The 24,881-nt window shown below is 41.7% G+C and carries 23 protein-coding genes; 8 read left to right on the top strand and 15 right to left on the bottom strand.

Features of this window, described 5'->3' with window-relative positions; all coding sequences use genetic code 11:
* From F9B91_RS11310 to F9B91_RS11470, 4 genes are all read right to left on the bottom strand, one after another.
* The coding region (locus F9B91_RS11310; protein WP_191962425.1) for an accessory Sec-dependent serine-rich glycoprotein adhesin at positions 1–5,358 on the bottom strand (5,358 nt) is incomplete at its 3' end.
* 477 nt (positions 5,359–5,835) lie between these two features.
* A complete protein-coding gene (locus F9B91_RS07095; protein WP_150922828.1) occupies positions 5,836–7,380 on the bottom strand; it encodes a peptide chain release factor 3 in 1,545 nt (514 codons plus the stop codon).
* A gap of 143 nt (positions 7,381–7,523) precedes the next feature.
* Positions 7,524–8,216 carry a TIGR02206 family membrane protein gene (locus F9B91_RS07090; protein WP_150922827.1) on the bottom strand — a complete coding sequence of 231 codons (693 nt, stop codon included), beginning with the start codon at positions 8,214–8,216 and terminating at the stop codon, positions 7,524–7,526.
* Between the two features lie 251 nt (positions 8,217–8,467).
* On the bottom strand, positions 8,468–8,542 hold the full coding sequence (locus F9B91_RS11470; protein WP_263641467.1) for a hypothetical protein: 75 nt from the start codon (positions 8,540–8,542) through the stop codon (positions 8,468–8,470).
* A gap of 401 nt (positions 8,543–8,943) precedes the next feature.
* Between F9B91_RS11470 and gatC the strand changes: the two genes are divergently transcribed.
* The 8 genes from gatC (at position 8,944) to nusB (ending at position 15,803) form a co-directional block, all read left to right on the top strand.
* A complete protein-coding gene (gene gatC / locus F9B91_RS07085; RefSeq protein WP_000705419.1) occupies positions 8,944–9,246 on the top strand; it encodes an Asp-tRNA(Asn)/Glu-tRNA(Gln) amidotransferase subunit GatC in 303 nt (100 codons plus the stop codon).
* Positions 9,246–10,712, top strand: coding sequence for an Asp-tRNA(Asn)/Glu-tRNA(Gln) amidotransferase subunit GatA (gene gatA / locus F9B91_RS07080; RefSeq protein ID WP_150922826.1), 1,467 nt, complete (start codon positions 9,246–9,248; stop codon positions 10,710–10,712). Before gatC ends, gatA begins: the two co-directional genes overlap by 1 nt.
* Positions 10,712–12,154: an Asp-tRNA(Asn)/Glu-tRNA(Gln) amidotransferase subunit GatB gene (gene gatB / locus F9B91_RS07075; RefSeq protein ID WP_150922825.1), complete on the top strand. Its 1,443-nt coding sequence runs from the start codon at positions 10,712–10,714 to the stop codon at positions 12,152–12,154. The genes gatA and gatB overlap by 1 nt, the downstream gene beginning before the upstream one ends.
* An 87-nt stretch (positions 12,155–12,241) precedes the next feature.
* On the top strand, positions 12,242–13,207 hold the full coding sequence (locus F9B91_RS07070; RefSeq protein WP_084861660.1) for a zinc-ribbon domain-containing transport protein: 966 nt from the start codon (positions 12,242–12,244) through the stop codon (positions 13,205–13,207).
* Positions 13,208–13,216: 9 nt separating this feature from the next.
* Entirely contained in the window at positions 13,217–14,338 is a 1,122-nt protein-coding gene (locus tag F9B91_RS07065) for an SPFH domain-containing protein (RefSeq protein WP_033686480.1), read from the top strand.
* 81 nt (positions 14,339–14,419) lie between these two features.
* Positions 14,420–14,980 carry an elongation factor P gene (efp, locus tag F9B91_RS07060; protein WP_000568643.1) on the top strand — a complete coding sequence of 187 codons (561 nt, stop codon included), beginning with the start codon at positions 14,420–14,422 and terminating at the stop codon, positions 14,978–14,980.
* A gap of 21 nt (positions 14,981–15,001) precedes the next feature.
* On the top strand, positions 15,002–15,391 hold the full coding sequence (locus F9B91_RS07055; RefSeq protein ID WP_000510575.1) for an Asp23/Gls24 family envelope stress response protein: 390 nt from the start codon (positions 15,002–15,004) through the stop codon (positions 15,389–15,391).
* Positions 15,384–15,803, top strand: a complete 420-nt coding sequence (nusB, locus tag F9B91_RS07050; RefSeq protein WP_150922824.1) for a transcription antitermination factor NusB — start codon at positions 15,384–15,386, stop codon at positions 15,801–15,803. Before F9B91_RS07055 ends, nusB begins: the two co-directional genes overlap by 8 nt.
* 52 nt (positions 15,804–15,855) lie before the next feature.
* Here the strand turns inward: nusB and F9B91_RS07045 are convergent, their stop codons facing one another.
* The 11 genes from F9B91_RS07045 to fabK all read right to left on the bottom strand — a co-directional run bounded on the left by F9B91_RS07045 (position 15,856) and on the right by fabK (position 24,811).
* Positions 15,856–16,581 carry a CPBP family intramembrane glutamic endopeptidase gene (locus F9B91_RS07045; protein WP_150922823.1) on the bottom strand — a complete coding sequence of 242 codons (726 nt, stop codon included), beginning with the start codon at positions 16,579–16,581 and terminating at the stop codon, positions 15,856–15,858.
* Between the two features lie 18 nt (positions 16,582–16,599).
* Entirely contained in the window at positions 16,600–16,806 is a 207-nt protein-coding gene (locus F9B91_RS12165; protein WP_033682759.1) for a hypothetical protein, read from the bottom strand.
* Between the two features lie 132 nt (positions 16,807–16,938).
* Positions 16,939–17,706: an acetyl-CoA carboxylase carboxyl transferase subunit alpha gene (locus F9B91_RS07035; protein ID WP_084886616.1), complete on the bottom strand. Its 768-nt coding sequence runs from the start codon at positions 17,704–17,706 to the stop codon at positions 16,939–16,941.
* A complete protein-coding gene (gene accD / locus F9B91_RS07030) occupies positions 17,703–18,569 on the bottom strand; it encodes an acetyl-CoA carboxylase, carboxyltransferase subunit beta (protein WP_150922822.1) in 867 nt (288 codons plus the stop codon). The genes F9B91_RS07035 and accD overlap by 4 nt, the downstream gene beginning before the upstream one ends.
* Before the next feature lie 36 nt (positions 18,570–18,605).
* Entirely contained in the window at positions 18,606–19,973 is a 1,368-nt protein-coding gene (gene accC, locus F9B91_RS07025; RefSeq protein ID WP_000488686.1) for an acetyl-CoA carboxylase biotin carboxylase subunit, read from the bottom strand.
* Positions 19,974–19,984: 11 nt separating this feature from the next.
* On the bottom strand, positions 19,985–20,407 hold the full coding sequence (gene fabZ, locus F9B91_RS07020) for a 3-hydroxyacyl-ACP dehydratase FabZ (protein WP_000565515.1): 423 nt from the start codon (positions 20,405–20,407) through the stop codon (positions 19,985–19,987).
* A complete protein-coding gene (gene accB, locus F9B91_RS07015; RefSeq protein ID WP_045612211.1) occupies positions 20,404–20,889 on the bottom strand; it encodes an acetyl-CoA carboxylase biotin carboxyl carrier protein in 486 nt (161 codons plus the stop codon). Before accB ends, fabZ begins: the two co-directional genes overlap by 4 nt.
* A 2-nt stretch (positions 20,890–20,891) precedes the next feature.
* A complete protein-coding gene (gene fabF / locus F9B91_RS07010) occupies positions 20,892–22,127 on the bottom strand; it encodes a beta-ketoacyl-ACP synthase II (RefSeq protein WP_000774075.1) in 1,236 nt (411 codons plus the stop codon).
* Between the two features lie 21 nt (positions 22,128–22,148).
* A complete protein-coding gene (fabG, locus tag F9B91_RS07005) occupies positions 22,149–22,880 on the bottom strand; it encodes a 3-oxoacyl-[acyl-carrier-protein] reductase (RefSeq protein WP_150922821.1) in 732 nt (243 codons plus the stop codon).
* 40 nt (positions 22,881–22,920) lie between these two features.
* Positions 22,921–23,844: an ACP S-malonyltransferase gene (gene fabD / locus F9B91_RS07000; RefSeq protein WP_150922820.1), complete on the bottom strand. Its 924-nt coding sequence runs from the start codon at positions 23,842–23,844 to the stop codon at positions 22,921–22,923.
* Positions 23,837–24,811 carry an enoyl-[acyl-carrier-protein] reductase FabK gene (fabK, locus tag F9B91_RS06995; protein ID WP_045612217.1) on the bottom strand — a complete coding sequence of 325 codons (975 nt, stop codon included), beginning with the start codon at positions 24,809–24,811 and terminating at the stop codon, positions 23,837–23,839. The genes fabD and fabK overlap by 8 nt, the downstream gene beginning before the upstream one ends.
* Positions 24,812–24,881 lie beyond the last annotated feature (70 nt).

Below are 24,881 nucleotides of genomic sequence, written 5' to 3'. Positions count from 1 at the left end.
CGCTGAAGCTGACGCACTTGTCGATGCTGAAGCTGATGCGCTTGTCGATGCTGATGCCGATGCGCTTGTTGACGCTGAAGCTGACGCACTTGTTGATGCTGAAGCTGATGCACTTGTTGATGCTGAAGCTGATGCGCTTGTTGATGCTGAAGCTGATGCGCTGGTACTTGCTGAAGCTGACGCTGATGTGCGTGCTGAAGCTGATGCACTGGTACTTGCTGATTCAGAGGCAGATGTGCTTGCCGAAGCTGACTCAGAACGATATTTCTTGTCTGAAACAGTTTCATCTTGACTATAGACCGTTGGTGCATACGGTTGACTACCAGATGTTACTTTAGCATTATCTTTATAATAAACTGTTGCAACACCATTCTCACTTACGTCAATACTAGAAATACGATCCCGACCATTTGGAGTCACTTTATCATGAGCTTTTCTTATTTCTTCACGAACGTTTTCCTTATCAGTTTCTGTTAAGTGATTTTTATCCTTAACTTCTGTCAGCTCAATAGCAGGCTTCTTAAACAAGTTTTGCAACTGATCTTGCTGAATTCGAATTTCTCCTACATCAACAGTGTTGCCACTAGGATCTGTAGCAGTGAGCCAACGTCCCCAGGTGTTCCCTGATTTCCACGCAAGATCTTTATTAGCAACCGCATTAATAGTAAATGTGGTCTGGTCATCATTGGTTAAAGTATTGATAATATTTGTGATAGGACCAGTTCCCCACTCAGGTGTGTTTTCGAAGAAATCTGTCAAATCTTTTCTATTACCAGAAACCTTTAAGGTAACTAACTTACCACTGTTATCTTTACCTGTATAAGTAATCTGGATTTTATCTCCAGCATAGAACAAATAGCGACCATTGCCATCTCTCTTAGGCTCTTGACCATTTACTCTTACAGTATAAGTAATTGTTGGTTTCACACGTTCAGGAGTAATCGAACTTGTCGTTACTTCTGAATTCAGACCAGCAACTGTAGATTTAGCTGTTACATCACCTGTCGGAAGAAGACCGTTATTGCCGTCGTAAGCTTTTTTCAGATCAGTAGGTTCAAAGGTAACACTTGATTCATTGGCCTTAGCTCTCTTCTCGAACGTATGGCCTGCTAAAGTCAAGGTTACAAGAGCTCCAGGCGTTACATTCGTAACAACGATCGAACGATTTGGCAAACCACCTGTTTCATTAGTAGAATCTACTGAGATAGCTGGTGCTTGTGGATTTACCCTCACAGTAACAGGAACTTTTTGTGTAACTCTTACCCCCGTTGAATCTGCAGGTAGTTCTACTTCTACTTCCTTAGTAAAGGTTCCAACTGTCGTAAGTGACGGAGCACCGTCTACCCACTTATAATTAGTAAGTGCTGCATTAAAATCTGGATTTCCAGAAAAATTAGTAACAACTTCCTTAGGATTTGCTACAGCTTGTTTATAAGCCGGTTCATTGGTTTTATTCTGCGTAAAAGTATAAGAACGATTTGTTCCAAATTTATAAACATCATGAACAACATCAACAGTTTTACTTAGTTTAGTAGTATCCCCCGCACCTGTACGACCAACAGGATAAGTAAAGGTGACTTGGTAATTGTGTCGACCTGTTTCCGCTGTACTAATCGGTGAATTTGCTACAGGCTGCCCATTTTTTCTCCAAGTTTGACTAGCTCCACTTGGGTAATCACCGTCTCCTTGCTTGTTGACATAATCATGCCATAAGTTACCATTATGAGGAGCTGTACCTTGAATATCATTCACAGGTCCTTTAGGGGCAATCGTAGCCAAGACCTTATAGTTGACCGTCACATCATCGGTTGAACCATCCGAATAAGTAACACGCGCAACAGCACTCTTTGTCCCAGTAGTCGAATTGTCAATCGTATTTGTCCATTTAACCGTCGCTCCTGCAGGCAGAGATTTACCACCTTCAAGTTGAACAAAGTTAGCTGCATTTCCCAAGTCTTCTGCTGTTTCACCCGCATAGGTATAAATAGTGTCTACTTTAGAAACCGCATTATACTTATCCGTTTGATCCTTGACAACAAACTTGATGTAACCTTCGTTATTATCAGTACTATTTGATGTATTCTGGTTATCCGTAGTTACGAGTTTACGTTCAGTAAATGCCCCTTTTTGCAAACTTTTATTTAGAGTACCTGTCAAGGTAATCGTAGCATTATCTTGGTTTGTCGTAGAAGTGATGGTATTAGAACGTGTTACCCCAGTGAAACCACCGTAATCATTAGCAGTTCCACTACCAGTTCCATCACTGGTCCCATCAGGTCTAGTAAACTTCAATGAATTGAGTTTTCCAGAGTCATCCGTCGCTTTTAGAGTAATATTGACTGATTCATTACGATAAAGATAGATTTCTTTCGTTGCCGGATTGTCGTAAGGAATGACTAACTTAGGACGTTCGTTGACTGTTACTGACTGTGGAATGTCATCACTCTTCGTTCCGTCCTTATAGACTATTTTTGCTGTACCATTGTCTTGAACTTCAATATCCTTGATTCTGAAGGTCTCTTGATTGTTTTTAGCATAAATAGCAGCCTTAACCGCTTTCTTCTCAAGCTCCGTCAGGCTATTCTTATTTACTACAGGCGTAAACTCAGGGTTTTTAATTGTAAATTCTGGTTCATGCTTGTAACGCTCATTCAAAGGACGTTGCTTGATAAAGAAGTTCCCTGTACTGTTATCCCCCGGAATCGTAACGTTCCCTGCTTTATCTGTTGCTACTGCATTACGACGCCATTCATTTTTAGGAGCATAAGTCAAATCATCTTTCATATGCCCAGTTGCAGTTATGACTGCCGGATTAGACTCAGTCGCAACGAGATTCCCATTTGGATCTGATAGAGAAGTAGCTGTCCCAGTCCCGTAACTATTATCTCCAAAGATGTTTTGAGCCATTTCTGACGCTGGTCTATAACCATCAGCCTGTGCTACAAGTTTAAACTCCCTCAGTTTTCCCTTATTATCTACGGCTTTCATTTCAAAACCGATATCATCACCTGCATAGTAATAGTAATATTTATCTCCTGCTATACCTCCTGTTTCTGCAGCTAGAGGTTTACCATTACGGGTCGCAGTAACGGTTATTACTGGAGGTATTTTTTCCTTCTCTAAAGAAGCATTGATTGTGCTTGATGTACCATCACGATAAGTAACTGTAATGGTGCCATCAGTATCAACTTCAATTTTCGACTTAGTTCCAGGATATGATAAAGTCAACTTCCCATTTTCAGCATAAGATAAATTTGATTGTGTACCAGCTTTTACTACATCTTGATTAGACAATAAATCATTTTTATTGGCCTCATTGTGGATAAAGTTATTATATACTTCCTTCACTTCATCTGGTGTCAAATGGTCCAAATCAGAAACCTGAACAGTATCTCCACTTTGAACATTATGACGCTCATTGAAACCTTTGATGGTGTAGGTAAGAGTAGTCTCAGATGATCTACCACCCCAATCTGATGCACCAATACGATAGCTATAGGTTTTTCCTACTACAGCGGATGCCTCACCGTTACCTACAGTACCTGATATACCCGTTCCAATATCTTTAATTTCCTTTGTTTGATTTAACCATGGGCTTCCAGTACTAGGAACGTAAGGATTATATCTCGGATTGGGTCGATTTATTTCTTGTCCCATCAATTGTCCGCCATAAGTGACTCCGGGAATGGCATCCTGCTTGATAATTCCATATTGGCGGATACTAGCTCCATTTTTTAAAATAGGAAGCTCATGAACGAAATAATCATCATTATAAACATCAAAATGAGTTCCATTATTATTCTGGATAATTGGACCTGATTTACTCACAGAAGGTGGTGGTGTCGGTTTTGTTTCATTATAGCCAGTTGGAACACTTGCCGATTGAACTGCCGATCCATTCCCTGGAGTATTTTCATAAATAGGAGCAGAACTTACTTGAACCTGCATATTGGCAGTCGCAGTCGGAACATTATTATCGTATTTAACTCTTACTACAACTTGTCCCTCTAAATTCCGGTTTTGGCCATGACGATAACTATAACCTGCCTCTAAACCATGTGCATATGTTTTTTCCATTGAACTACCGTTAAAGGTCGCACTTTGGACATGTCCACCTTTACCGACTTCGATTTTTACACCGACATGACTCAAGGCACTATCAGCATGGACATTCATGGTGTATGTCGCGATTCCAGTAGCCTTATCAAAAGTAGCAGTTGGACCACTTACATTCATGCGGCCATCTCCCTGCTGAGGAGCCCAACTTGCTCTTAGAGAAGCATCACGCAACATGGCTTTTCCATTACGAGCATCACGCGCGCCTGAATTGGCTCTCAAAACGGCATTAACAATGGAATTACGAGCTAAGGTTGCTTTTTGCACCACTGCTGTCAAATCACTAGTTGGATCAGCCAAGGCCTTTTCAATTTCAGTTACCGCAGCGTTGACCTTAGTGATAGCCGAGTCAGTATTTGGTAAGCCAACAGCTTTAGCTAGATACTCACCCATCTCAGCTGAAAGTTTTGTCAACTTCTTACGATTGTCATCTTGTTGCTTAGCTGAAACTTCTGCTGTTGCGACAGCACCAGCAGTAACTCCTACGATACTAGTCGTGGTAGAAGTTGATTGAGCAGCGCTCGCACTAACCTTCCCATCAATTTCAGTTGCCTTTAGTAGAGCAGAATCAATTTTAAGGCCAGTTGATTCTTTTGATACAGAAGCATCTCGGTCAGTTGCTGGCGCAGAAGTGCTCTGTTCACCCGATAAACTAGCCACCAACGAGAAACTACCCGGCTCACTTGTTGTTTGACTAATACTAGTAGAGTTGCCGACAGATGCACTTGTAGAAGCACTATTAGAAGTACTTGCTGAGACACTTGCAGAAGTACTCATCGAAGCACTGGCTGACGCTGACGAACTCTTAGATACAGATTCTGACATCGAAGTGCTTTCGCTCAAAGAAGTAGACAAGCTAGCAGAATTCTCTGAATTACTTACTGATGTCGTACCCAAAACTACTGTATCATTTGTGACCAAAAGATCGGGATTTTCTAGTGTTTTTTCCACAGCTACTGCTTCATTTGCAAACACTTTTGTTTGAGTAGCCACAGCACCACCTAAAACAGCCCCAGTAGCCGCAAGACCTTTTATGATATCCAAACCTGTAATAGAAGGATTCACTTTATCCTCTACTACTTCTGTCATGACTTGAGTCGTATCTACACCACCACGCAAGACCTTGAACAAACCAAAAAGAGAGGTTGAAGCTCGCAACCAATGTTTTCCTGATTTGATTAACTTATACCGCGTCACTCGGTCGGTTTCTCTATACTCACCTTTCTGACGTCTAAAAAACATATTCTACCCTTTCGTTACATAATCAAGTGGACAATCCACCCAATTCTAATCATACTTTAATAGTATACTCCAAGCGAAAACGATAGTCAAGATATTATATTGTTTTTTTCAAAAAAATACGAGGCTTCAAATCTATTTACATATGGAAAGACCTTCTCTATGATAGGAACCCCTCCAAAAATTCAAACCTGTTTTAACATTCCCTTCATCTAAATTCATACTATAAAAATAAAACTATAACAGAGACCATGACATCAACAAACTTACCTCCCTGAGCGTTCTTATATTTCATATTTTAAAAACAAAAAAGCTGTGAATCATGACATCCACAGCAGTTACCGATTTTTACACCACGACACGGAGTTTGGCAAATCGATTCTATTTACAAAACGAAGTTAGTGAGGCAGTTAACTAGTTCGCCAAATAGCGACTAGCGTCCAACAATTAGGAACTTTAGTTCCAATTGTTGGTACTGAGTTACATCTTTTCCTCCAACTCTACGTCTGGATACTTATCTGCAAACCAGCGGAGGGCAAAGTCATTTTCAAAGAGAAAGACTGGTTGGTCAAAACGGTCTTTGGCCAAGATATTTCGACTTGACGACATCCGTTCATCCAAGTCCTCAGGTTTGATCCAGCGAACTGTCTTTTTACCCATTGGGCTCATGACCACTTCCGCATTGTACTCGCCTTCCATACGGTGCTTAAAGACTTCAAACTGGAGTTGACCTACAGCTCCCAGCATGTATTCGCCTGTTTGGTAATTCTTATAAAGCTGAATAGCACCTTCTTGTACCAATTGCTCAATCCCCTTGTGGAAAGATTTTTGCTTCATGACATTCTTAGCAGAAACTTTCATGAAAATTTCAGGAGTAAAGGTTGGCAGTGGTTCAAACTCAAACTTGTTTTTTCCAACTGTTAAAGTGTCCCCAACCTGATAAGTACCTGTATCGTAAACCCCGATAATATCACCTGCCACGGCATTGGTCACATTCTCACGACTTTCCGCCATAAACTGAGTAACATTAGATAGTTTGGCACCCTTACCAGTACGAGGCAGATTGACACTCATCCCGCGCTCAAACTCACCCGAAACGATACGGACAAAGGCAATACGGTCACGGTGACGAGGGTCCATGTTGGCTTGGATTTTAAAGACAAATCCTGAGAAATCCTTGTCGTAAGGATCCACAATTTCACCGTCTGTTTTCTTGTGACCATGTGGTTCTGGAGCAAACTTAAGGAAGGTTTCAAGGAAGGTTTGCACGCCAAAGTTAGTAAGAGCTGAACCGAAGAAGACTGGCGTCAATTCTCCAACTAGAATAGCTTCCTCTGAAAACTCATTTCCAGCTTCATTTAAAAGCTCAATATCATCCTTGACTTGCTCGTAGAAAGGATTACTACCAAAAAGCTTGTCCCCATCTTCTAGACTAGCGAAACGCTCATCCCCCTTGTAGAGCTCCAAGCGTTGGTTATAGAGATCATACAAGCCCTCAAAGGCTTTCCCCATCCCGATTGGCCAGTTCATTGGGTAACTAGCAATGCCCAAGACTTCTTCCAATTCTTGCAAGAGATCCAGCGGCTCACGACCGTCACGGTCCAGCTTGTTCATAAAGGTGAAGACTGGAATGCCACGGTGTTTCACAACCTCAAATAATTTTTTAGTTTGAGCCTCGATACCCTTGGCAGAGTCCACGACCATGACCGCAGCATCCACCGCCATCAAAGTACGATAGGTGTCTTCTGAGAAGTCCTCGTGTCCTGGTGTGTCTAGGATATTCACACGCTTGCCATCGTAGTCAAATTGCATAACAGATGAGGTCACCGAAATCCCACGTTGCTTCTCGATATCCATCCAGTCAGACTTGGCAAAAGTCCCTGTTTTCTTTCCTTTTACGGTACCAGCCTCACGAATCTCGCCCCCAAAGTAGAGCAACTGCTCAGTAATGGTTGTTTTCCCCGCGTCAGGGTGGGAGATGATAGCAAAGGTACGACGTTTCTTAATTTCTTCTTGAATATTCATAAGTTCTCTTTCTTTGATTCTCTATTTTTCTTGTTTCAATAGCTAAGAATGATTTTTACATTGGATTTTACCATTCCTTTCAACACTCCATTATATCGGATTTTGAGTAGTTTTTCAATTGCTCATCCGATGAAAAAAGTTAGCTAGAGCACCGATTTCACCTGGTTTCTCTTTTTCCACCGTTTTTTGAATAAGATATCAAAAAGAACCAGAGCCAGTGAAAGGATGACAGACACAAGTAGGTACTTTAGCCACAGGGGGGCATCAGGAATAAAAGGTGTCTTATTTAACAGGCCATAATTCCCACCAGTCACCTGATTAACCCCAACTAGAAAGAGATTGAGGATAAAGGTATAGGCTACAATCATATATTTCTTGAGCAGGCTCTTGTCATAATGATTCATCAAGTAGACCAAGGAATTCACTAAAAGTGCATAGTGCCCAATCAAAAATGAAAAACTAGTGATATGGGGGAAATCATAGGGGTCAAAAACTGGGTAAACCAGTGCAAAGACAGCTCCACTTGCTCCTAAGAGGGCAAAGTACTGCTTGCTTTTCCATTTATCAGGCAAGAAAACCACAGCAAACATAGCTAAACGGCAATGATAAAATGGGAGACTATTAGAAAAGGGAATCCCAAAACCAACATACCAACTATAAAGTGCTAGCAACTGGAGGATCTGAATCCCCTTAAACAAGTATACAAATTTCGGATTTTTGTGATAAGCAAGTGCCCCATAAATACAAAGCATTAAGACCAGCATCATAACCCCATACCAAAAAAGCGAAATGGGAGGAGGGACCGTCTGAGATCTGGTGATAAATTGATGAAACATGTTACTATCCTAACTCTTATTTTTCTTTTTTCTAGTTTAACCATTATAGCGGATTAAAAACGATTTTTCAATTTCTATTTTATATCAGACACTGCTAAAGTAGAACAATTCCCCTTGCAATTTTTCAAATAAATGTTACAATAAATATAGAAAAAGTTGTTGCGACAACAACACCCCACAGAGCCGTTTAAGACGGTGGCTGTAATTACATAACTAAAAAATAGCTCGTTAACTCTCCAAAGTTAGGACGGCTATTTTTTTGTATCTTTTACCAATTCAAGGATGAACTTCAGGAGCGTGATAACAAAGTTACCAGCTACAAACATGAGTGTCAAAGCCTCAAAAGGGAGGCAAATCTGGTTACTACTTTCTACTAAATACTCTTCGAAAATCAAATTCAAACTGCGTCAGCTTCGCCTTGCCGTACTAAAGTACAGTCTGCGGCTAGCTTCCTAGTTTGCTCTTTGATTTTCATTGAGTATAAGATTTTACAGGTTCTGCACATAAGCATCACCATCCTTTCGATTTCGTAACCACCGTCTTCACTTCTCTGTTAAACTATTGTACCATATATTTTCCCCTTTGAAATCCGCTTTTCAAATAAATCATCATCAAAATCCGTTCTCCATCCTATACCTGTCTTTTTTCAGCTTTCCCTCCCTTATTTATAGGAAAATATGGTAAAATAGAACAGACTAAAAATCATCATTTCACGAAAGGATGCAAGATGAAAATTACGCAAGAAGAGGTAACACACGTTGCCAATCTTTCAAAATTAAGATTCTCTGAAGAAGAAACTGCTGCCTTTGCGACTACCTTGTCTAAAATTGTTGACATGGTTGAATTGCTGGGCGAAGTTGACACAACTGGTGTCGCACCTACTACAACTATGGCTGACCGTAAGACCGTACTCCGCCCTGATGTGGCCGAAGAAGGAACAGACCGTGATCGCTTGTTTAAAAACGTACCTGAAAAAGATAACTACTATATCAAGGTACCAGCTATCCTAGACGATGGAGGAGATGCCTAATGACTTTTAACAATAAAACCATTGAAGACTTGCACACTCTCCTTGTTTCTAAGGAAATTTCTGCAACTGAATTGACCCAAGCAACGCTTGAAGATATCAAGTCTCGCGAGACAGCTATTAACGCTTTTGTTACCATCGCCGAGGAGCAGGCTCTTGCTCAAGCTAAAGCCATTGATGAAGCTGGAATTGACGCTGATAATGTCCTTTCAGGAATTCCATTGGCTGTCAAAGATAATATCTCTACAGACGGTATTCTCACAACTGCTGCCTCAAAAATGCTCTACAACTATGAGCCAATCTTTGACGCTACAGCCGTTTCCAACGCAAAATCTAAAGGTATGATTGTCGTTGGGAAAACCAACATGGACGAATTTGCCATGGGTGGTTCAGGTGAGACTTCGCACTATGGTGCCACTAAAAATGCTTGGGACCAGACCAAGGTTCCTGGTGGCTCTTCTAGTGGTTCTGCCGCAGCAGTAGCTTCAGGGCAAGTCCGCTTGTCACTTGGATCTGATACTGGTGGTTCTATCCGCCAACCAGCTGCCTTCAACGGGATCGTTGGTCTTAAACCAACCTACGGAACAGTTTCTCGTTTCGGTCTTATTGCCTTTGGTAGCTCTCTAGACCAGATTGGACCTTTCGCTCCGACTGTTAAGGAAAACGCCCTCTTGCTCAATGCGATTGCCAGCGAAGACGCCAAAGACTCTACTTCTGCTCCTGTCCACATCGCTGACTTTACTTCAAAAATCGGGCAAGACATCAAGGACATGAAAATTGCTTTGCCTAAGGAATACCTTGGTGAAGGAATTGACCCAGAGGTTAAAGAAACCATCCTTAATGCTGCTAAGCACTTTGAAAAACTTGGTGCTATCGTTGAAGAAGTCAGCCTGCCTCACTCTAAATACGGGGTTGCCGTTTACTACATCATCGCTTCATCAGAAGCTTCTTCAAACTTGCAACGCTTTGACGGTATCCGTTACGGCTATCGTGCAGAAGATGCAACTAACCTTGATGAAATCTATGTAAACAGCCGTAGCCAAGGTTTTGGTGAAGAAGTGAAACGTCGTATCATGCTAGGTACTTTCAGCCTTTCATCAGGTTACTACGATGCTTACTACAAGAAAGCTGGTCAGGTTCGTACCCTTATCATCCAAGATTTCGAAAACGTCTTTGCGGATTACGACTTGATTTTGGGACCAACTGCTCCAAGCGTTGCCTATGACTTGGACTCACTCAACCATGACCCAGTTGCCATGTACTTGGCTGACCTCTTGACAATCCCAGTCAACTTGGCTGGTCTACCAGGAATTTCGATTCCTGCTGGATTCTCTCAAGGACTACCTGTCGGTCTCCAATTGATTGGTCCTAAATACTCAGAAGAAACCATTTACCAAGCTGCTGCTGCTTTTGAAGCAACAACAGACTACCACAAACAACAACCCGTGATTTTTGGAGGTGACAACTAATGAACTTTGAAACAGTCATTGGACTTGAAGTCCACGTAGAGCTCAACACCAATTCAAAAATCTTCTCACCTACTTCTGCTCACTTTGGAAATGACCAAAATGCCAACACCAACGTGATTGACTGGTCTTTCCCAGGAGTACTACCCGTTCTCAATAAAGGTGTTGTCGATGCCGGTATCAAGGCTGCTCTTGCCCTCAACATGGACATCCACAAAAAGATGCACTTTGACCGCAAGAACTACTTCTATCCTGACAATCCAAAAGCCTACCAAATTTCTCAGTTTGATGAGCCAATTGGCTACAACGGCTGGATTGAAGTGGAGCTAAAAGACGGTACGACCAAGAAAATCGGTATCGAACGTGCTCATTTAGAAGAAGATGCTGGTAAAAACACCCACGGTACAGACGGCTACTCTTACGTTGACCTCAACCGCCAAGGGGTGCCATTGATTGAGATTGTATCTGAAGCTGACATGCGTTCGCCAGAGGAAGCCTATGCTTACCTGACAGCCCTCAAGGAAGTTATCCAGTATGCTGGTATTTCTGACGTTAAGATGGAAGAAGGTTCTATGCGTGTGGATGCCAATATTTCTCTTCGTCCTTATGGTCAAGAAAAATTCGGTACCAAGACTGAGTTGAAAAACCTCAACTCCTTCTCAAACGTTCGTAAAGGTCTTGAATACGAAGTCCAACGCCAAGCTGAAATCCTTCGATCAGGTGGTCAAATCCGCCAAGAAACACGTCGTTACGATGAGGCTAACAAAGCAACTATCCTCATGCGTGTCAAGGAAGGCGCTGCTGACTACCGCTACTTCCCAGAACCAGACCTACCTCTCTTTGAAATTTCAGACGAGTGGATTGAGGAAATGCGGACAGAGTTACCAGAGTTTCCAAAAGAACGCCGTGCTCGCTACGTCTCTGACCTTGGTTTGTCAGACTACGATGCTAGCCAGTTGACTGCAAATAAAGTCACTTCTGATTTCTTTGAAAAAGCTGTGGCTCTTGGTGGCGATGCCAAACAAGTCTCTAACTGGCTCCAAGGCGAAGTCGCTCAGTTCTTGAACGCTGAAGGAAAAACACTAGAACAAATCGAATTGACACCAGAAAACTTGGTTGAAATGATTGCCATCATCGAAGACGGCACTATCTCTTCTAAGATTGCCAAGAAAGTCTTTGTCCACTTGGCTAAAAATGGTGGTGGTGCTCGTGAATACGTGGAAAAAGCAGGCATGGTGCAAATCTCAGATCCAGAAATCTTGATCCCAATCATCCACCAAGTCTTTGCGGATAATGAAGCAGCCGTTGCCGACTTCAAGTCAGGCAAACGCAACGCAGACAAGGCCTTCACAGGATTCCTTATGAAGGCAACCAAAGGCCAAGCCAACCCACAAGTTGCCCTTAAACTCCTTGCCCAAGAATTAGCCAAGTTGAAAAATGAGTAACTCATTTAAAGTATAACTGACACCAGACTGCTAAAAAATTAGCAGTTCTGATGGCTTGCAGTATGCATTCATATAGTTAGGAGACATATGAAAAAGTTATATACTCTTCTCACCACCTGTTTACTACTCCTTTTCGTTACACCGATGCAATCCATCGATGCAGGGGTAGGACATTCTCGAAGTGGTAGCTCTAGCCGTAGTAGCTCCAGTTCAAATGGTAGCCGAAGCCGTTCCAGTAGCAGTAATAGCGGTAGTTCTTCCTACAGAAGTAGCTACAGTTCTGGAGACGGTTCCTATAGTTCGAGTTACTCTGAGCAAGAGTTGTACGGAATTGTAGTCTTTTTAATAGGTGTTTACGTAGTTGTCTTAGTTCTAAAGAATAAAAGTAATCAAAGCTCATCAGAAAAATCCTATAGTAGCGCTACTGTATATAATCCCCAAAACCATCGTCGAGTTGAACACAATACATTAGCTACTAGTCGTGTTAAATATGGCGATCCAAACTTTGATGCCGATGCTTTCGCTTCATGGGTTAAAGAAGTCTATATTCAGTTACAGGCAGCCTGGACTAAAAAGGATTGGAATTTGGCTCGCTCTCTTGAAAGTACCAGCCTTTATTCCCAACATAGTATACAACTCGAAGATCATATCCGGGCTAAAACAACTAATGTTTTAGAAAAAGTCTATGTTGAAAATGTTCGCATTAAAGATTTCTACGAAAATCCTGATGGTAACGATACCCTTGTTGTGATCTTGTCATCTACACTCAGGGACTATGTCATTGAAGACCAAAGCAAACGTGTCATCGAAGGTGATCCTCAAGAGGACTTGTTTACAGTCTATCAAATGAACTTTATCCGTAAACACGGAAGTCAAACTGAACTAAATGTCAGTGATGAAGCCATCAGTGACCACTGTCCAAACTGTGGTGCCCCATTGAAAATCTCTGCTATCAGTAAATGTGACTATTGCGATGCTGATCTAACACGCAGTCCAAACCAATGGGTACTCGATACCTACGATGTTGTGGATGAAGACGAACTTTATAATTAGGAGGAAATTATGGGATTTATTCGTGCCGCCCTATCTTCAGGGCTTAATAGTTTCAACGATAGCAAATTTAAAGAAGCTATTGTTCTTCCAAATAACCTAACAGCTGATGCCTTGGCCATTAAAGGACAACTTCTTACAAAAGATCCTGACGGCACTTCTAGACAAAGCAACCAAAATACTGGACTTTTAACAGATGGTTCTGTAGTCATTGTTCCACAAGGTTATGTAGCTATTCTTGTCAACAACGGAACCTTCCTTGGCGATGTCTTAGAAGCTGGTAGCCACGAATGGCGTTCTGAAGATAATGCCTGGCTTCTTGAAAAGGGTGGTATAAAGGGTACTTGGGAAAATTTCAAAAACCGCTTCTCTTTTGGTGGTCAAGTCATTACCCAACAGGAAATCATCTTTATCCGTATGCAACCCATCGCAGGTAATAAATTTGGTACTCAAAACGCCGTAGAGTATTTCAGTGAACGCTATCAACAATTGCTCAATATTCGTTTCTACGGCTTGTTTGATATCAAAGTTGCTGATCCAGTCCTATTTTATGTCAGCTCCATCAGTCAACAAATTGAAGATCATAGAGCATTTACCCTGAAAGATATCGCTCAGGGAACTCTCAGACAAAATATCTCTCCTAAAATTGCTATTGCAATCGCCAAATTTACAAACGAAAACCGAGTTGATATCTATAGTCTTAATGCCAATCAAGATACTTTCAACGATCTAGCAAAACAAGAAGTTAACAAGGTATGGACTGGACTTTACGGAATTGAAACAACCAATATCCTGCTTGAAGATTTGAGCTATGACCAAGAAAGCTTGAATATTATTCGTAAACTTGATAGCGAACTAGTCGCTATGAAATACAATACGATTGAGATTGAAGAACGTCGTGCCCGTAACGAAGCTCTCATCGTTGCTGCAAACAATGAAGGCAATGGCAATGGTATGAACATAATTATGGGAATGAATCTGGGACAAACGCTTGGCGGGCAACTCAACCAACAAACTCAAGCTCCTATTCAAAATAATGGGCAAACTGCAAGTAAGAACTTTTACATCGAGGTAGACGGCAAGTATGTTCTCGTAACCAAAGATGAAGAAGGAAATATCGTACCTGTCAACTAACTCAAGTTAATCTGATATTTGAGAATTATTGCGTTTTATGGTACAATAAAGAGTAACAATATTTATTAAAGAGGTAAAAACATGATTGAAGCAAGCAAATTGAAAGCTGGTATGACATTTGAAACTGCAGACGGAAAATTGATCCGCGTTTTGGAAGCTAGCCACCACAAACCAGGTAAAGGGAACACGATCATGCGTATGAAATTGCGTGATGTCCGTACTGGTTCTACATTTGACACAAGCTACCGTCCAGAAGAAAAATTCGAGCAAGCTATTATCGAAACTGTCCCAGCTCAATACTTGTACAAAATGGATGAAACTGCCTACTTCATGAACACTGAAACTTACGACCAATACGAAATCCCAGTCGTAAACGTTGAAAATGAATTGCTTTACATCCTTGAAAACTCTGATGTGAAAATCCAATTCTACGGAACTGAAGTAATCGGTGTAACTGTACCAACTACTGTTGAATTGACAGTAGCTGAAACACAACCATCTATCAAAGGTGCTACTGTTACAGGTTCTGGTAAACCAGCAACTATGGAAACTGGACTTGTTGTTAACGTTCCAGACTTCATCGAAGCTGGACAAAAATTGATCATCAACACTGCAGAAGGAACTTACGTTTCTCGTGCCTAATCTCTAGAAAGAGGTCATTCTATGGGAATTGAAGAACAATTTGGCGAAATCGTTATCGCTCCACGTGTACTTGAAAAAATCATTGCCATCGCAACTGCTAAAGTTGATGGTGTCCACTCATTTTCAAATAAATCCGTATCTGATACCCTATCAAAACTTTCTCTTGGTCGTGGTGTCTACTTAAAAGAAAGCAACGAAGAGCTAACTGCTGACATTTATCTCTATCTTGAGTACGGTGTGAAAGTACCAAAAGTTGCTCTTGCTATTCAAAAAGCAGTCAAAGATGCTGTCCGTGATATGGCTGATGTGGAACTTGCTGCTGTCAACATCCATGTTGCAGGAATCGTTCCAGATAAAACACCAAAACCTGAGTTGAAAGATCTATTTAACGAGGACTTCCTCAATGACTAGTCCATTATTAGAATCTAGACGTGAACTTCGTAAATGCGCTTTTCAAGCTCTCATGAGCCTTGAATTTGACACAGATATGGAAACAGCTTGTCGCTTTGCCTACACACATGACCGTGAAGATGAAGATGTGCAAATCCCTGCCTTTCTTTTGAACTTGGTTTCTGGTGTTCAAGCTCAAAAAGACGAGTTGGATAAACAAATCAACCAGCACCTCAAGTCAGGCTGGACAGTTGAACGTTTGACCTTGATCGAAAAAAACTTACTACGCTTAGGAATCTTTGAAATCACATCATTTGATACACCTCAACTAGTAGCAGTCAATGAAGCCATTGAACTTGCCAAGAATTTTTCAGATCAAAAATCAGCCCGCTTTATCAACGGACTGCTCAGTCAATTTGTGACTGAAGAATAGTAGATAGAAAACAGTGTTTGACAGATATCAAACACTGTTTTCTTTGCTTCCACTATCTTAAAAAGTGGTAATAGACATAATTATAAACAAAAATCCAGATGGGTTTTGCATAAATGAGAAAGTTAAAAAAACTATGGCACAGGATGGTGATTTTTAAGTTCTTTGTCCATCGATATACTAGAGCAAAGAAAAGACCAACAAGAATATAAATAATCAAACTGATAGGATCTCGGTGAGTTAGGATCAAATGACTAAGTCCAAAGATAAGAGCAGATAGAATAACATCCAGATAGTACTTGGACTGGTGGAAAAAGGTATTCATAAAATACCCTCTATCAATTAGTTCCTCTGATATAGGTGCGACGACTACTGTTAAACTAAAACTGAGAACAGTTGATAGAAAAGTTGGTTGCCTATTGGAGTATAGAATCGAAAGAAGGTCTTGAAAGATATACTTGTTATCAACCAAATAGTGATACTGTATCTGAAAAGCATCCACCAATTGACGAACAAAATAAGTAGCCACTAGACCAACTACAAGGTAAAAGAATCTTGACTTCTTTGAACCCTTTTTTTCAAAAATATAGAGCATCTCTTTCTTTTTGAGCCAGTAGATAAATAATAGCAAAAGAGCTGTTACTTCAACTGTTAAAAAGATAAAATAGCCATCTATCCCCCATCCTAAAAACTTAGTGATTTGCACAGCCCCTAACTCTGGTAGATAAATCGATAGAAATACCAGTGATGTAAAGACTCCCAGATACCCTAGTTTTTTCATACTCACTCCTTTAATTTATCAGTAGCCAATACCATTAGCACGTCTAGTCGCATGATTCAGTATTGTACTCGAGTCAGTTGCAATGCTATAAGCATAAGGCCAACTCCAATAATAATCATCAACCAACCAAATCATGCCACCACCTGAAGTTTCCTCTAAGTTCTCAGATGAAAGAACTGTAAATGTATCTGTACCTGTCCTATCAAGTACCTCCTTAAAATAAATTTTTGTAAGCTTACATCTACAGTATACATCTTTTTTATCTATTTTATAGTCCATCTCCTCAACTGTCAATTTTTCGGTCTGAACTGCATTTTTCTAAAAAAATGAGACCTTTCTAGCCTCATTTAGTCATTTTTAGTATTTTCTAAATCGTTGGTAACGTTCTTCCAACAACTCCTCGAACGTTTTTTGTGACAGTAAAGCTAGTTCCGTTTGGAGTTCTTTTTTGACACTCTTAATCAGTTCTTTACTAGAAAGTCCTGCTTCAGAAATCACCTTGTCCACCACGTCCATTTCTAACAGTTCATGCGAAGTGATTTTCATCAGTTCTGCCGCTTCCATGGCACGACTGCCATCTTTCCATAGAATGGAAGCAAAACCTTCTGGACTGAGAATGGCATAGATAGAATTTTCCAGCATCCAAACACGGTCTGCGACTGCTAGAGCCAGAGCTCCACCTGAACCACCTTCACCTATAATGATGGCGATAATCGGAACTTTCAGGTCACTCATTTCCATGAGATTGCGAGCAATAGCTTCTCCCTGTCCACGTTCTTCCGCTCCCACACCAGGATAGGCACCTGCAGTATTGATAAAGGTCACAACTGGACGGCCAAATTTTTCAGCTTGTTTCATCAACCGTAGGGCCTTGCGATAGCCTTCTGGATGTGGTTGTCCAAAATTCCGTTTGAGGTTGTCTTGCAAGCTCTTGCCTTTTTGGATACCAACTACTGTTACAGCTTGTTCCCCAAGCCAGCCAATACCACCAACAACTGCACCATCATCACGAAAAGAACGGTCACCGTGTAATTGGATAAATTCATCAAAAATGCCTGTCGCAAAGTCCAAGGTTGTCAAGCGACTCTGCTCACGCGCTTCTCTGACTATTTTTGCAATATTCATCTAGAACCCCCTCCGTGCAATCTGACTAGGCTTGCAATCGTATCTGGCAAATCTCTTCTTTTAACGATAGCATCCACAAAGCCATGCTCAAGTAAAAATTCTGCCTTTTGGAAATCCTCAGGCAAGCTTTCACGAACCGTGTTTTCAATCACACGACGCCCTGCAAAACCAACCAAACTCTGTGGTTCAGCCAAAATGATATCGCCTTCCATAGCGAAAGAAGCTGTCACACCACCTGTCGTTGGATCAGTCAAAATGGTAAGGTAAAAGAGGCCTGCATTTGAATGGCGTTTAACCGCTGCAGAGATCTTGGCCATCTGCATGAGACTCATGATTCCTTCCTGCATACGGGCCCCACCAGAGGCTGTGAAGAGAACAACTGGTAATTGTTCAACCGTCGCATACTCAAACAAACGAGTGATTTTTTCCCCTACAACCGTACCCATAGAAGCCATGATAAAGTTGGAATCCATAATCCCAAGAGCCACAGTCTGACCTTTTATAAGAGCTGTTCCTGTCACAACAGCTTCATCCAGACCAGTTTTTTCACGCATAGTTGCTAGTTTCTTTTGATAACCAGGGAAATGCAAGGGATCCTTGCTTTCAATCCCTGTAAACAATTCCTTGAAGGTTCCCATATCAATCGTCAAAGCCAAGCGTTCTTGGGCAGAAATACGAAAGGTGTAACTACAGTGCGGACAGATACGCTCACTTCCCAGATCCTTCTGATAAATGGTATGCTTACAGCCTGGACACTGGGAGAATAATTCATCTGGAACCTCTGGCTTGGCTTGAGGTTTTTCCCTAACCGAACGATTGGGATTGATTCGAATATACTTATCTTTTTTACTAAATAGAGCCATTGATTCCCCTTTTCGGTTTAAACTCTTGAAGTCATTTTATTCTTTTTCTTGATACTTGGGTAAAAAGGTTTCCATCAAGAAGGAAGTATCGTAATCTCCAGCAATGACATTGCGATCTGAAATGAGGTCAAGCTGGAAATCTGCATTGGTCTGCACCCCTTCAATCTCTAATTCATAGAGGGCACGTTGCATTTTCATCAAGGCATCAAAACGATTTTCACCGTGAACGATGATTTTAGCAATCATACTATCATAATAAGGTGGAATGGTATAGCCTGGATAAACTGCTGAATCCACGCGCAAGCCAACTCCACCACTTGGCAGATGGAGATTGGTAATCTTACCTGGACTAGGAGCAAAGTTGAAGGCTGGATTTTCTGCATTGATACGACACTCGATGGCATGACCGCGTAGGACAATATCTTCTTGCTTAACAGACAGAGGCTGACCTGCCGCAATGCGAATCTGTTCCTTAACGATATCCACACCTGAAACAAATTCTGTTACTGGATGTTCTACTTGTACACGAGTATTCATCTCCATAAAATAGAATTTACCACTGGCTTCATCAAGAAGAAACTCAATGGTCCCTGCATTTTCATAACCAACAGACTCTGCAGCTCGAACAGCAGCCGCACCGATTTCATGACGCAGCGTTTTTCCGATTGCAATTGAAGGACTTTCTTCCAAAACCTTTTGGTTATTCCGTTGAAGAGAACAATCCCGTTCCCCCAAGTGAATCACATTTCCGTGTTCATCTCCTAAGATTTGAACCTCGATATGACGAGCTGGATAGATGACCCGTTCTATGTACATGGCACCATTTCCATAATTGGCCTTGGCTTCGCTAGAGGCCGTTTCAAAGGCTGAAACGAGGTCTTCTGGTTTTTCAACCTTACGAATCCCTTTACCACCTCCACCTGCTGAAGCCTTGAGCATAACAGGATAGCCAATTTTTTCAGCGACAGTCAAAGCTTCCTCAGAGTTATGCACTTCTCCATCCGAACCTGGAATGACTGGAACACCAGCTTTGATCATCTGAGCACGCGCATTGATTTTGTCTCCCATCATATCCATGACATGACCAGATGGGCCGATAAACTTAATCCCCACCTCTTCACACATGGTTGCAAATTTGGAATTTTCACTGAGAAATCCAAAACCTGGGTGAATAGCCTCAGCCTCAGTCAAGACTGCAGCTGATAGAACCGCATTAATATTGAGATAAGACTCTGTAGGCTTACCAGGACCGATACAAACCGCTTCATCTGCCAAAAGCGTATGAAGGGCTTCCTTATCAGCAGTTGAATAAACCGCTACCGTCGCAATCCCTAATTCACGCGCCGCACGGATAATACGGACCGCAATTTCACCACGATTGGCAATTAAAATTTTTCGAAACATGGAGAACCTCCTTAGTTCCCTATTGCAAAGGTTAGAGTACCACTGGCTGCAAGCTTGCCATCCACTTCAGCCTTTGCTTCAACCACAGCTATGGTGCCACGACGTTTTACAAACGTTGCCGTCATAACTAATTGGTCACCTGGTACAACTTGCTTCTTGAATTTAACCTTGTCCATACCAGCATAAAAGACCAGTTTTCCTTTATTTTCAGGCTTAGACAACTCCAAGACACCAGCAGTTTGCGCCAAGGCTTCCATAATCAGAACACCTGGCATAACAGGGTATTGAGGAAAATGGCCGTTAAAGAAGGGCTCATTGATAGTCACATTTTTAATGGCGACAATGGTATCCTCGCTCACTTCCAACACACGGTCTACTAGGAGCATAGGATAACGGTGGGGAAGGGCTTCTTTGATTCCTTGAATATCGATCATTTGATTCGTACCAATCCTTTACCAAACTCAACCATTTCTTCATTAGAAACGAGAATTTCCGTTACCACACCATCCTTAGGTGCTGGAATTTCATTCATGACTTTCATAGCTTCGATGATCACCAATGTTTGACCTTTTTTGACACTATCACCAACTGTGACGAAGGCAGGTTTATCAGGACCAGCAGCCAAGTAAGCCACCCCAACAAGTGGACTCTCTACAACATCTCCCTCAGCAGCTACGCTTGCTTCTGCTGGTGACGAAGTTTCTTCTATTACAGTTTCTACTGGAGCAGATGTAGGAGCTACTGGACTTGGTGTTGCTAGAACGGGCGCTGAAGCGACTTGAGCTGCAACTTCAGACACCAGTCTCGCTTCATTCTTGCTAAACTGCAACTCATCCGTCCCATTTTTATAAGAAAATTCTCTCAAACTTGACTGGTCAAATTGGGCCATCAAGTCTTTAATATCGTTTAAATTCATAGTTATTTATTCTCCCAACGTTTGAAAGCAAGAACTGCATTGTGGCCACCAAAACCAAAAGTATTTGAAATAGCGTATGGAATTTCTTGCTCCAAGCCTTGTCCATAAACGACATTGGCTTCGATATAGTCTGATACTTCACTTGTCCCAGCTGTCATTGGTACAAAGTTATGACGCATAGCTTCGATGGTTACGATAGCTTCTACCGCACCTGCAGCACCTAGCAAATGTCCTGTGAAAGACTTGGTTGATGATACAGGTACTTCCTTACCAAGAACAGCCACAATCGCACCACTTTCTCCTTTTTCATTAGCAGGAGTTGAGGTTCCGTGAGCATTGACATAGGCTACTTGCTCTGGAGAAATCTCAGCTTCTTCCAAGGCTAGTTTAATGGCCTTGATAGCTCCCTGACCTTCTGGATGTGGTGAAGTCATGTGGTAAGCATCACAAGTATTTCCGTAACCAACTACTTCAGCCAGGATAGTAGCCCCACGTTTTTCAGCGTGTTCAAGGCTTTCAAGAACCAACATCCCAGAACCTTCACCCATGACAAAACCATTACGGTCCTTATCAAATGGAATGGAAGCACGAGTTGGGTCCTCTGTAGTTGAGAGAGCAGTTAGGGCTTGGAAACCAGCAATAGCAAAAGGTGTGATAGAGGCTTCTGAACCACCTACCAACATAACGTCTTGGAAACCAAATTTAATTGAGCGGAAGGCATCCCCAATCGCGTCATTTGATGAAGCGCAGGCAGTATTGATAGATTTACAAACACCGTTTGCTCCAAAACGCATAGCAACATTTCCTGAAGCCATATTTGGCAAGGCTTTCGGAAGGGTCAATGGTTTCACACGTTTTGGCCCTTTGTCATTTAGGCGAAGCACTTGATCTTCAATTTCCTTGATTCCACCAATACCAGAGGCCACAATAACACCAAAACGATCTTTATCAAGAGTCTCTACATCGAGATTAGCGTGATTGACAGCCTCTTGGGCTGCGTACAAGGCATACAAAGAATAGTTATCGAAACGATTGGTATCTTTCTTAACAAAGTATTTATCAAAAGGAAAATCTTGGATTTCTGCTGCATTATGCACATCAAAGTCACTATGATCAAATTTCGTAATTTGACCAATTCCGATTTTTCCAGTTGTCAAACTATTCCAAAATTCTTCTGGTGTATTTCCGATTGGAGATGTTACTCCATAACCTGTTACTACTACGCGATTTAGTTTCATCTTTTTTACCTCTAGCTTCTGCTACATACTTAAGCCACCATCAATGGCAACCACTTGACCAGTTAGATAATCTTGGCCTGTTAAAAATACTGTCAAATCTGCAACCTGCTCTGCCTGCCCAAATTCTTTCATAGGAATTTGCGCCAGCATGGCATCTTTTACCTTGTCTGATAGAACAGCTGTCATATCGGACTCAATCATTCCAGGTGCAATAGCATTAACTCTGATATTGCGATTGGCCACTTCACGCGCCACAGACTTGGTAAAACCAATCAAACCAGCCTTAGAAGCTGCATAGTTAGCTTGACCGATATTCCCCATCAAACCAACAACACTAGACATATTAATGATAGCACCTTCTCTAGCTTTTATCATCGGTTTCAAGACTGATTGTGTCATGTTAAAGGCACCAGTCAAGTTAACCTTGAGCACTTTTTCAAAATCTGCTTCTGTCATCTTGAGCATCAGGGTATCTTGGGTAATTCCTGCATTGTTAACCAAAACATCTACTGAACCCAGCTCTGCAATAGCTTGATCAACCATACGTTTAGCGTCTACAAAATCTGACACGTCTCCTGAAATGGGAACCACCTTGACACCATAGTTTGAAAACTCAGCGAGCAATTCTTCTGAGATTGCCCCACGACTGTTTAAAACAATATTGGCTCCTGCTTGAGCAAACTTGTGGGCAATGGCAAGACCAATTCCACGACTCGAACCTGTAATAAAGATATTTTTATTTTTTAGTTGCATTTTTTTCTCCTGTTTCCTCTTGTATTTATGGGAGAAGGGATTACTTGTTTTCTAGCAAGGCTTCCAAACTCGCCTGATCTTCAACATTGGCTAGTTTAGCGGTCTTATCAATTTTTTTGACAAAACCTGACAAGACTTTCCCCGGGCCAATCTCGATAAAGTTGGTTACGCCTGCTTCTTGCATAACCGCAATGCTTTCATAGAAACGAACTGCTTCCTTGACCTGACGCGTCAAGAGTTGAGCGATGTCATCTTTTTTCATGACAGCAGCTTCTGTATTGCCGACTAGGGGACAAGTAAAATCTGAAAAACTTACCTGAGCTAGAGTTTCAGCTAGTTTCTGGCTAGCAGGCTCAAGGAGAGCGGTATGAAAAGGTCCTGAGACTTTGAGAGGAATCAAGCGTTTGGCACCTGCTTCCTGCAAAAGTTCAACAGCTCGATCAACTGCCACCACTTCTCCGCCAATCACGATTTGTGCAGGTGTATTATAGTTTGCTGGAGTAACCACTCCAAGTTCAGAAGCTTTTTGACAGGCTTCCTTAATGACCTCTACTGGCATGTTGAGAACTGCTACCATCTTGCCAGAGCCAGCAGGAGCTGCTTCTTCCATATAGGCTCCACGCTTAGCAACCAAAGCAACCGCATCTTCAAAATCCAAGGCACCGCTAGCTACCAAGGCAGAATATTCTCCAAGAGACAAACCAGCAACCATATCAGGTTGATAGCCCTTTTCTTGCAATAAACGATAGATAGCAACTGAAGTTGCTAAAATAGCTGGTTGCGTATAGCGGGTCTGATTGAGTTTTTCTTCTTCTGTATCAATAAGATAACGCAAATCATAACCGAGTACCTGACTCGCTTGATCAATCGTTTCTTTGACAATCGGATACTGATTATAGAGTTCCCGTCCCATACCTAGATACTGGGCACCTTGACCAGCAAATAAAAAGGCTGTTTTAGTCATTTCTTACAACTCCTGCCCAACGAGAGGCTTCTTCTTGAATTTTCTTAGCTGCTCCGTAATACAAATCTTTTAGGATTTCTTCAACGGTTTCTTCTTTGGAAACAAGGCCTGCAATTTGACCTGCCATAACAGATCCACCATCCACATCTCCGTGAACAACCGCTTTGGCTAGAGCACCTGCTCCCATTTGTTCAAAAATTTCCAAATCTGGATTTTCTTGTTTAAAAGCATCTTTTTCAGCTTGTTCAAAATCACGAGTCAACTGATTTTTAATCGCACGAACAGCATGTCCAAAGTGTTGAGCTGAAATCGTAGTATCAATATCTCTAGCTTTTAAAATTTTCGCCTTATAATTTGGATGGGCATTAGACTCTTTTGCAACGACAAAACGAGTTCCAACCTGAACAGCCTCTGCACCTAGCATAAAGCCAGCTGCAACACCTTCACCATCCGCAATCCCTCCTGCAGCAATAACTGGAATAGATACAGCAGCAGCAACCTGGCGAACCAAGGTCATGGTTGTTAATTTACCGATATGCCCCCCGGCCTCCATTCCTTCTGCAATAACAGCATCCGCACCGATTTTTTCCATGCGTTTAGCTAGGGCAACACTTGGTACAACAGGAATAACCGTAATACCAGCTTCATGGAAACGTTCCATGTATTTGCTTGGATTTCCTGCGCCTGTTGTAACTACCTTAACCCCTTCCTCGATAACGAGGTCTACAATATCTTCCACAAAGGGAGACAAGAGCATGATGTTGACACCAAAGGGTTTATCAGTCAATGATTTGATTTTATCAATATTTGCCTTGACAACTTCTTTAGGGGCATTCCCCCCACCGATAATCCCTAGTCCTCCAGCCTTGGAAACAGCTCCTGCCAAATCACCATCAGCAACCCAGGCCATTCCTCCTTGGAAAATAGGATAATCAATGTTCAATAATTCTGTAATACGTGTTTTCATAGTGCCTCCATCGTTTCTTGCTTACGTAATAGTTCGATACCGTCATAATTTGACGATCAAACTATTGCCT

It is taken from the genome of Streptococcus mitis, assembly GCF_008763935.1.
GTDB classification, from domain to species: domain Bacteria; phylum Bacillota; class Bacilli; order Lactobacillales; family Streptococcaceae; genus Streptococcus; species Streptococcus mitis_DB.
This window is presented reverse-complemented; position numbering and strand designations above follow the sequence as displayed.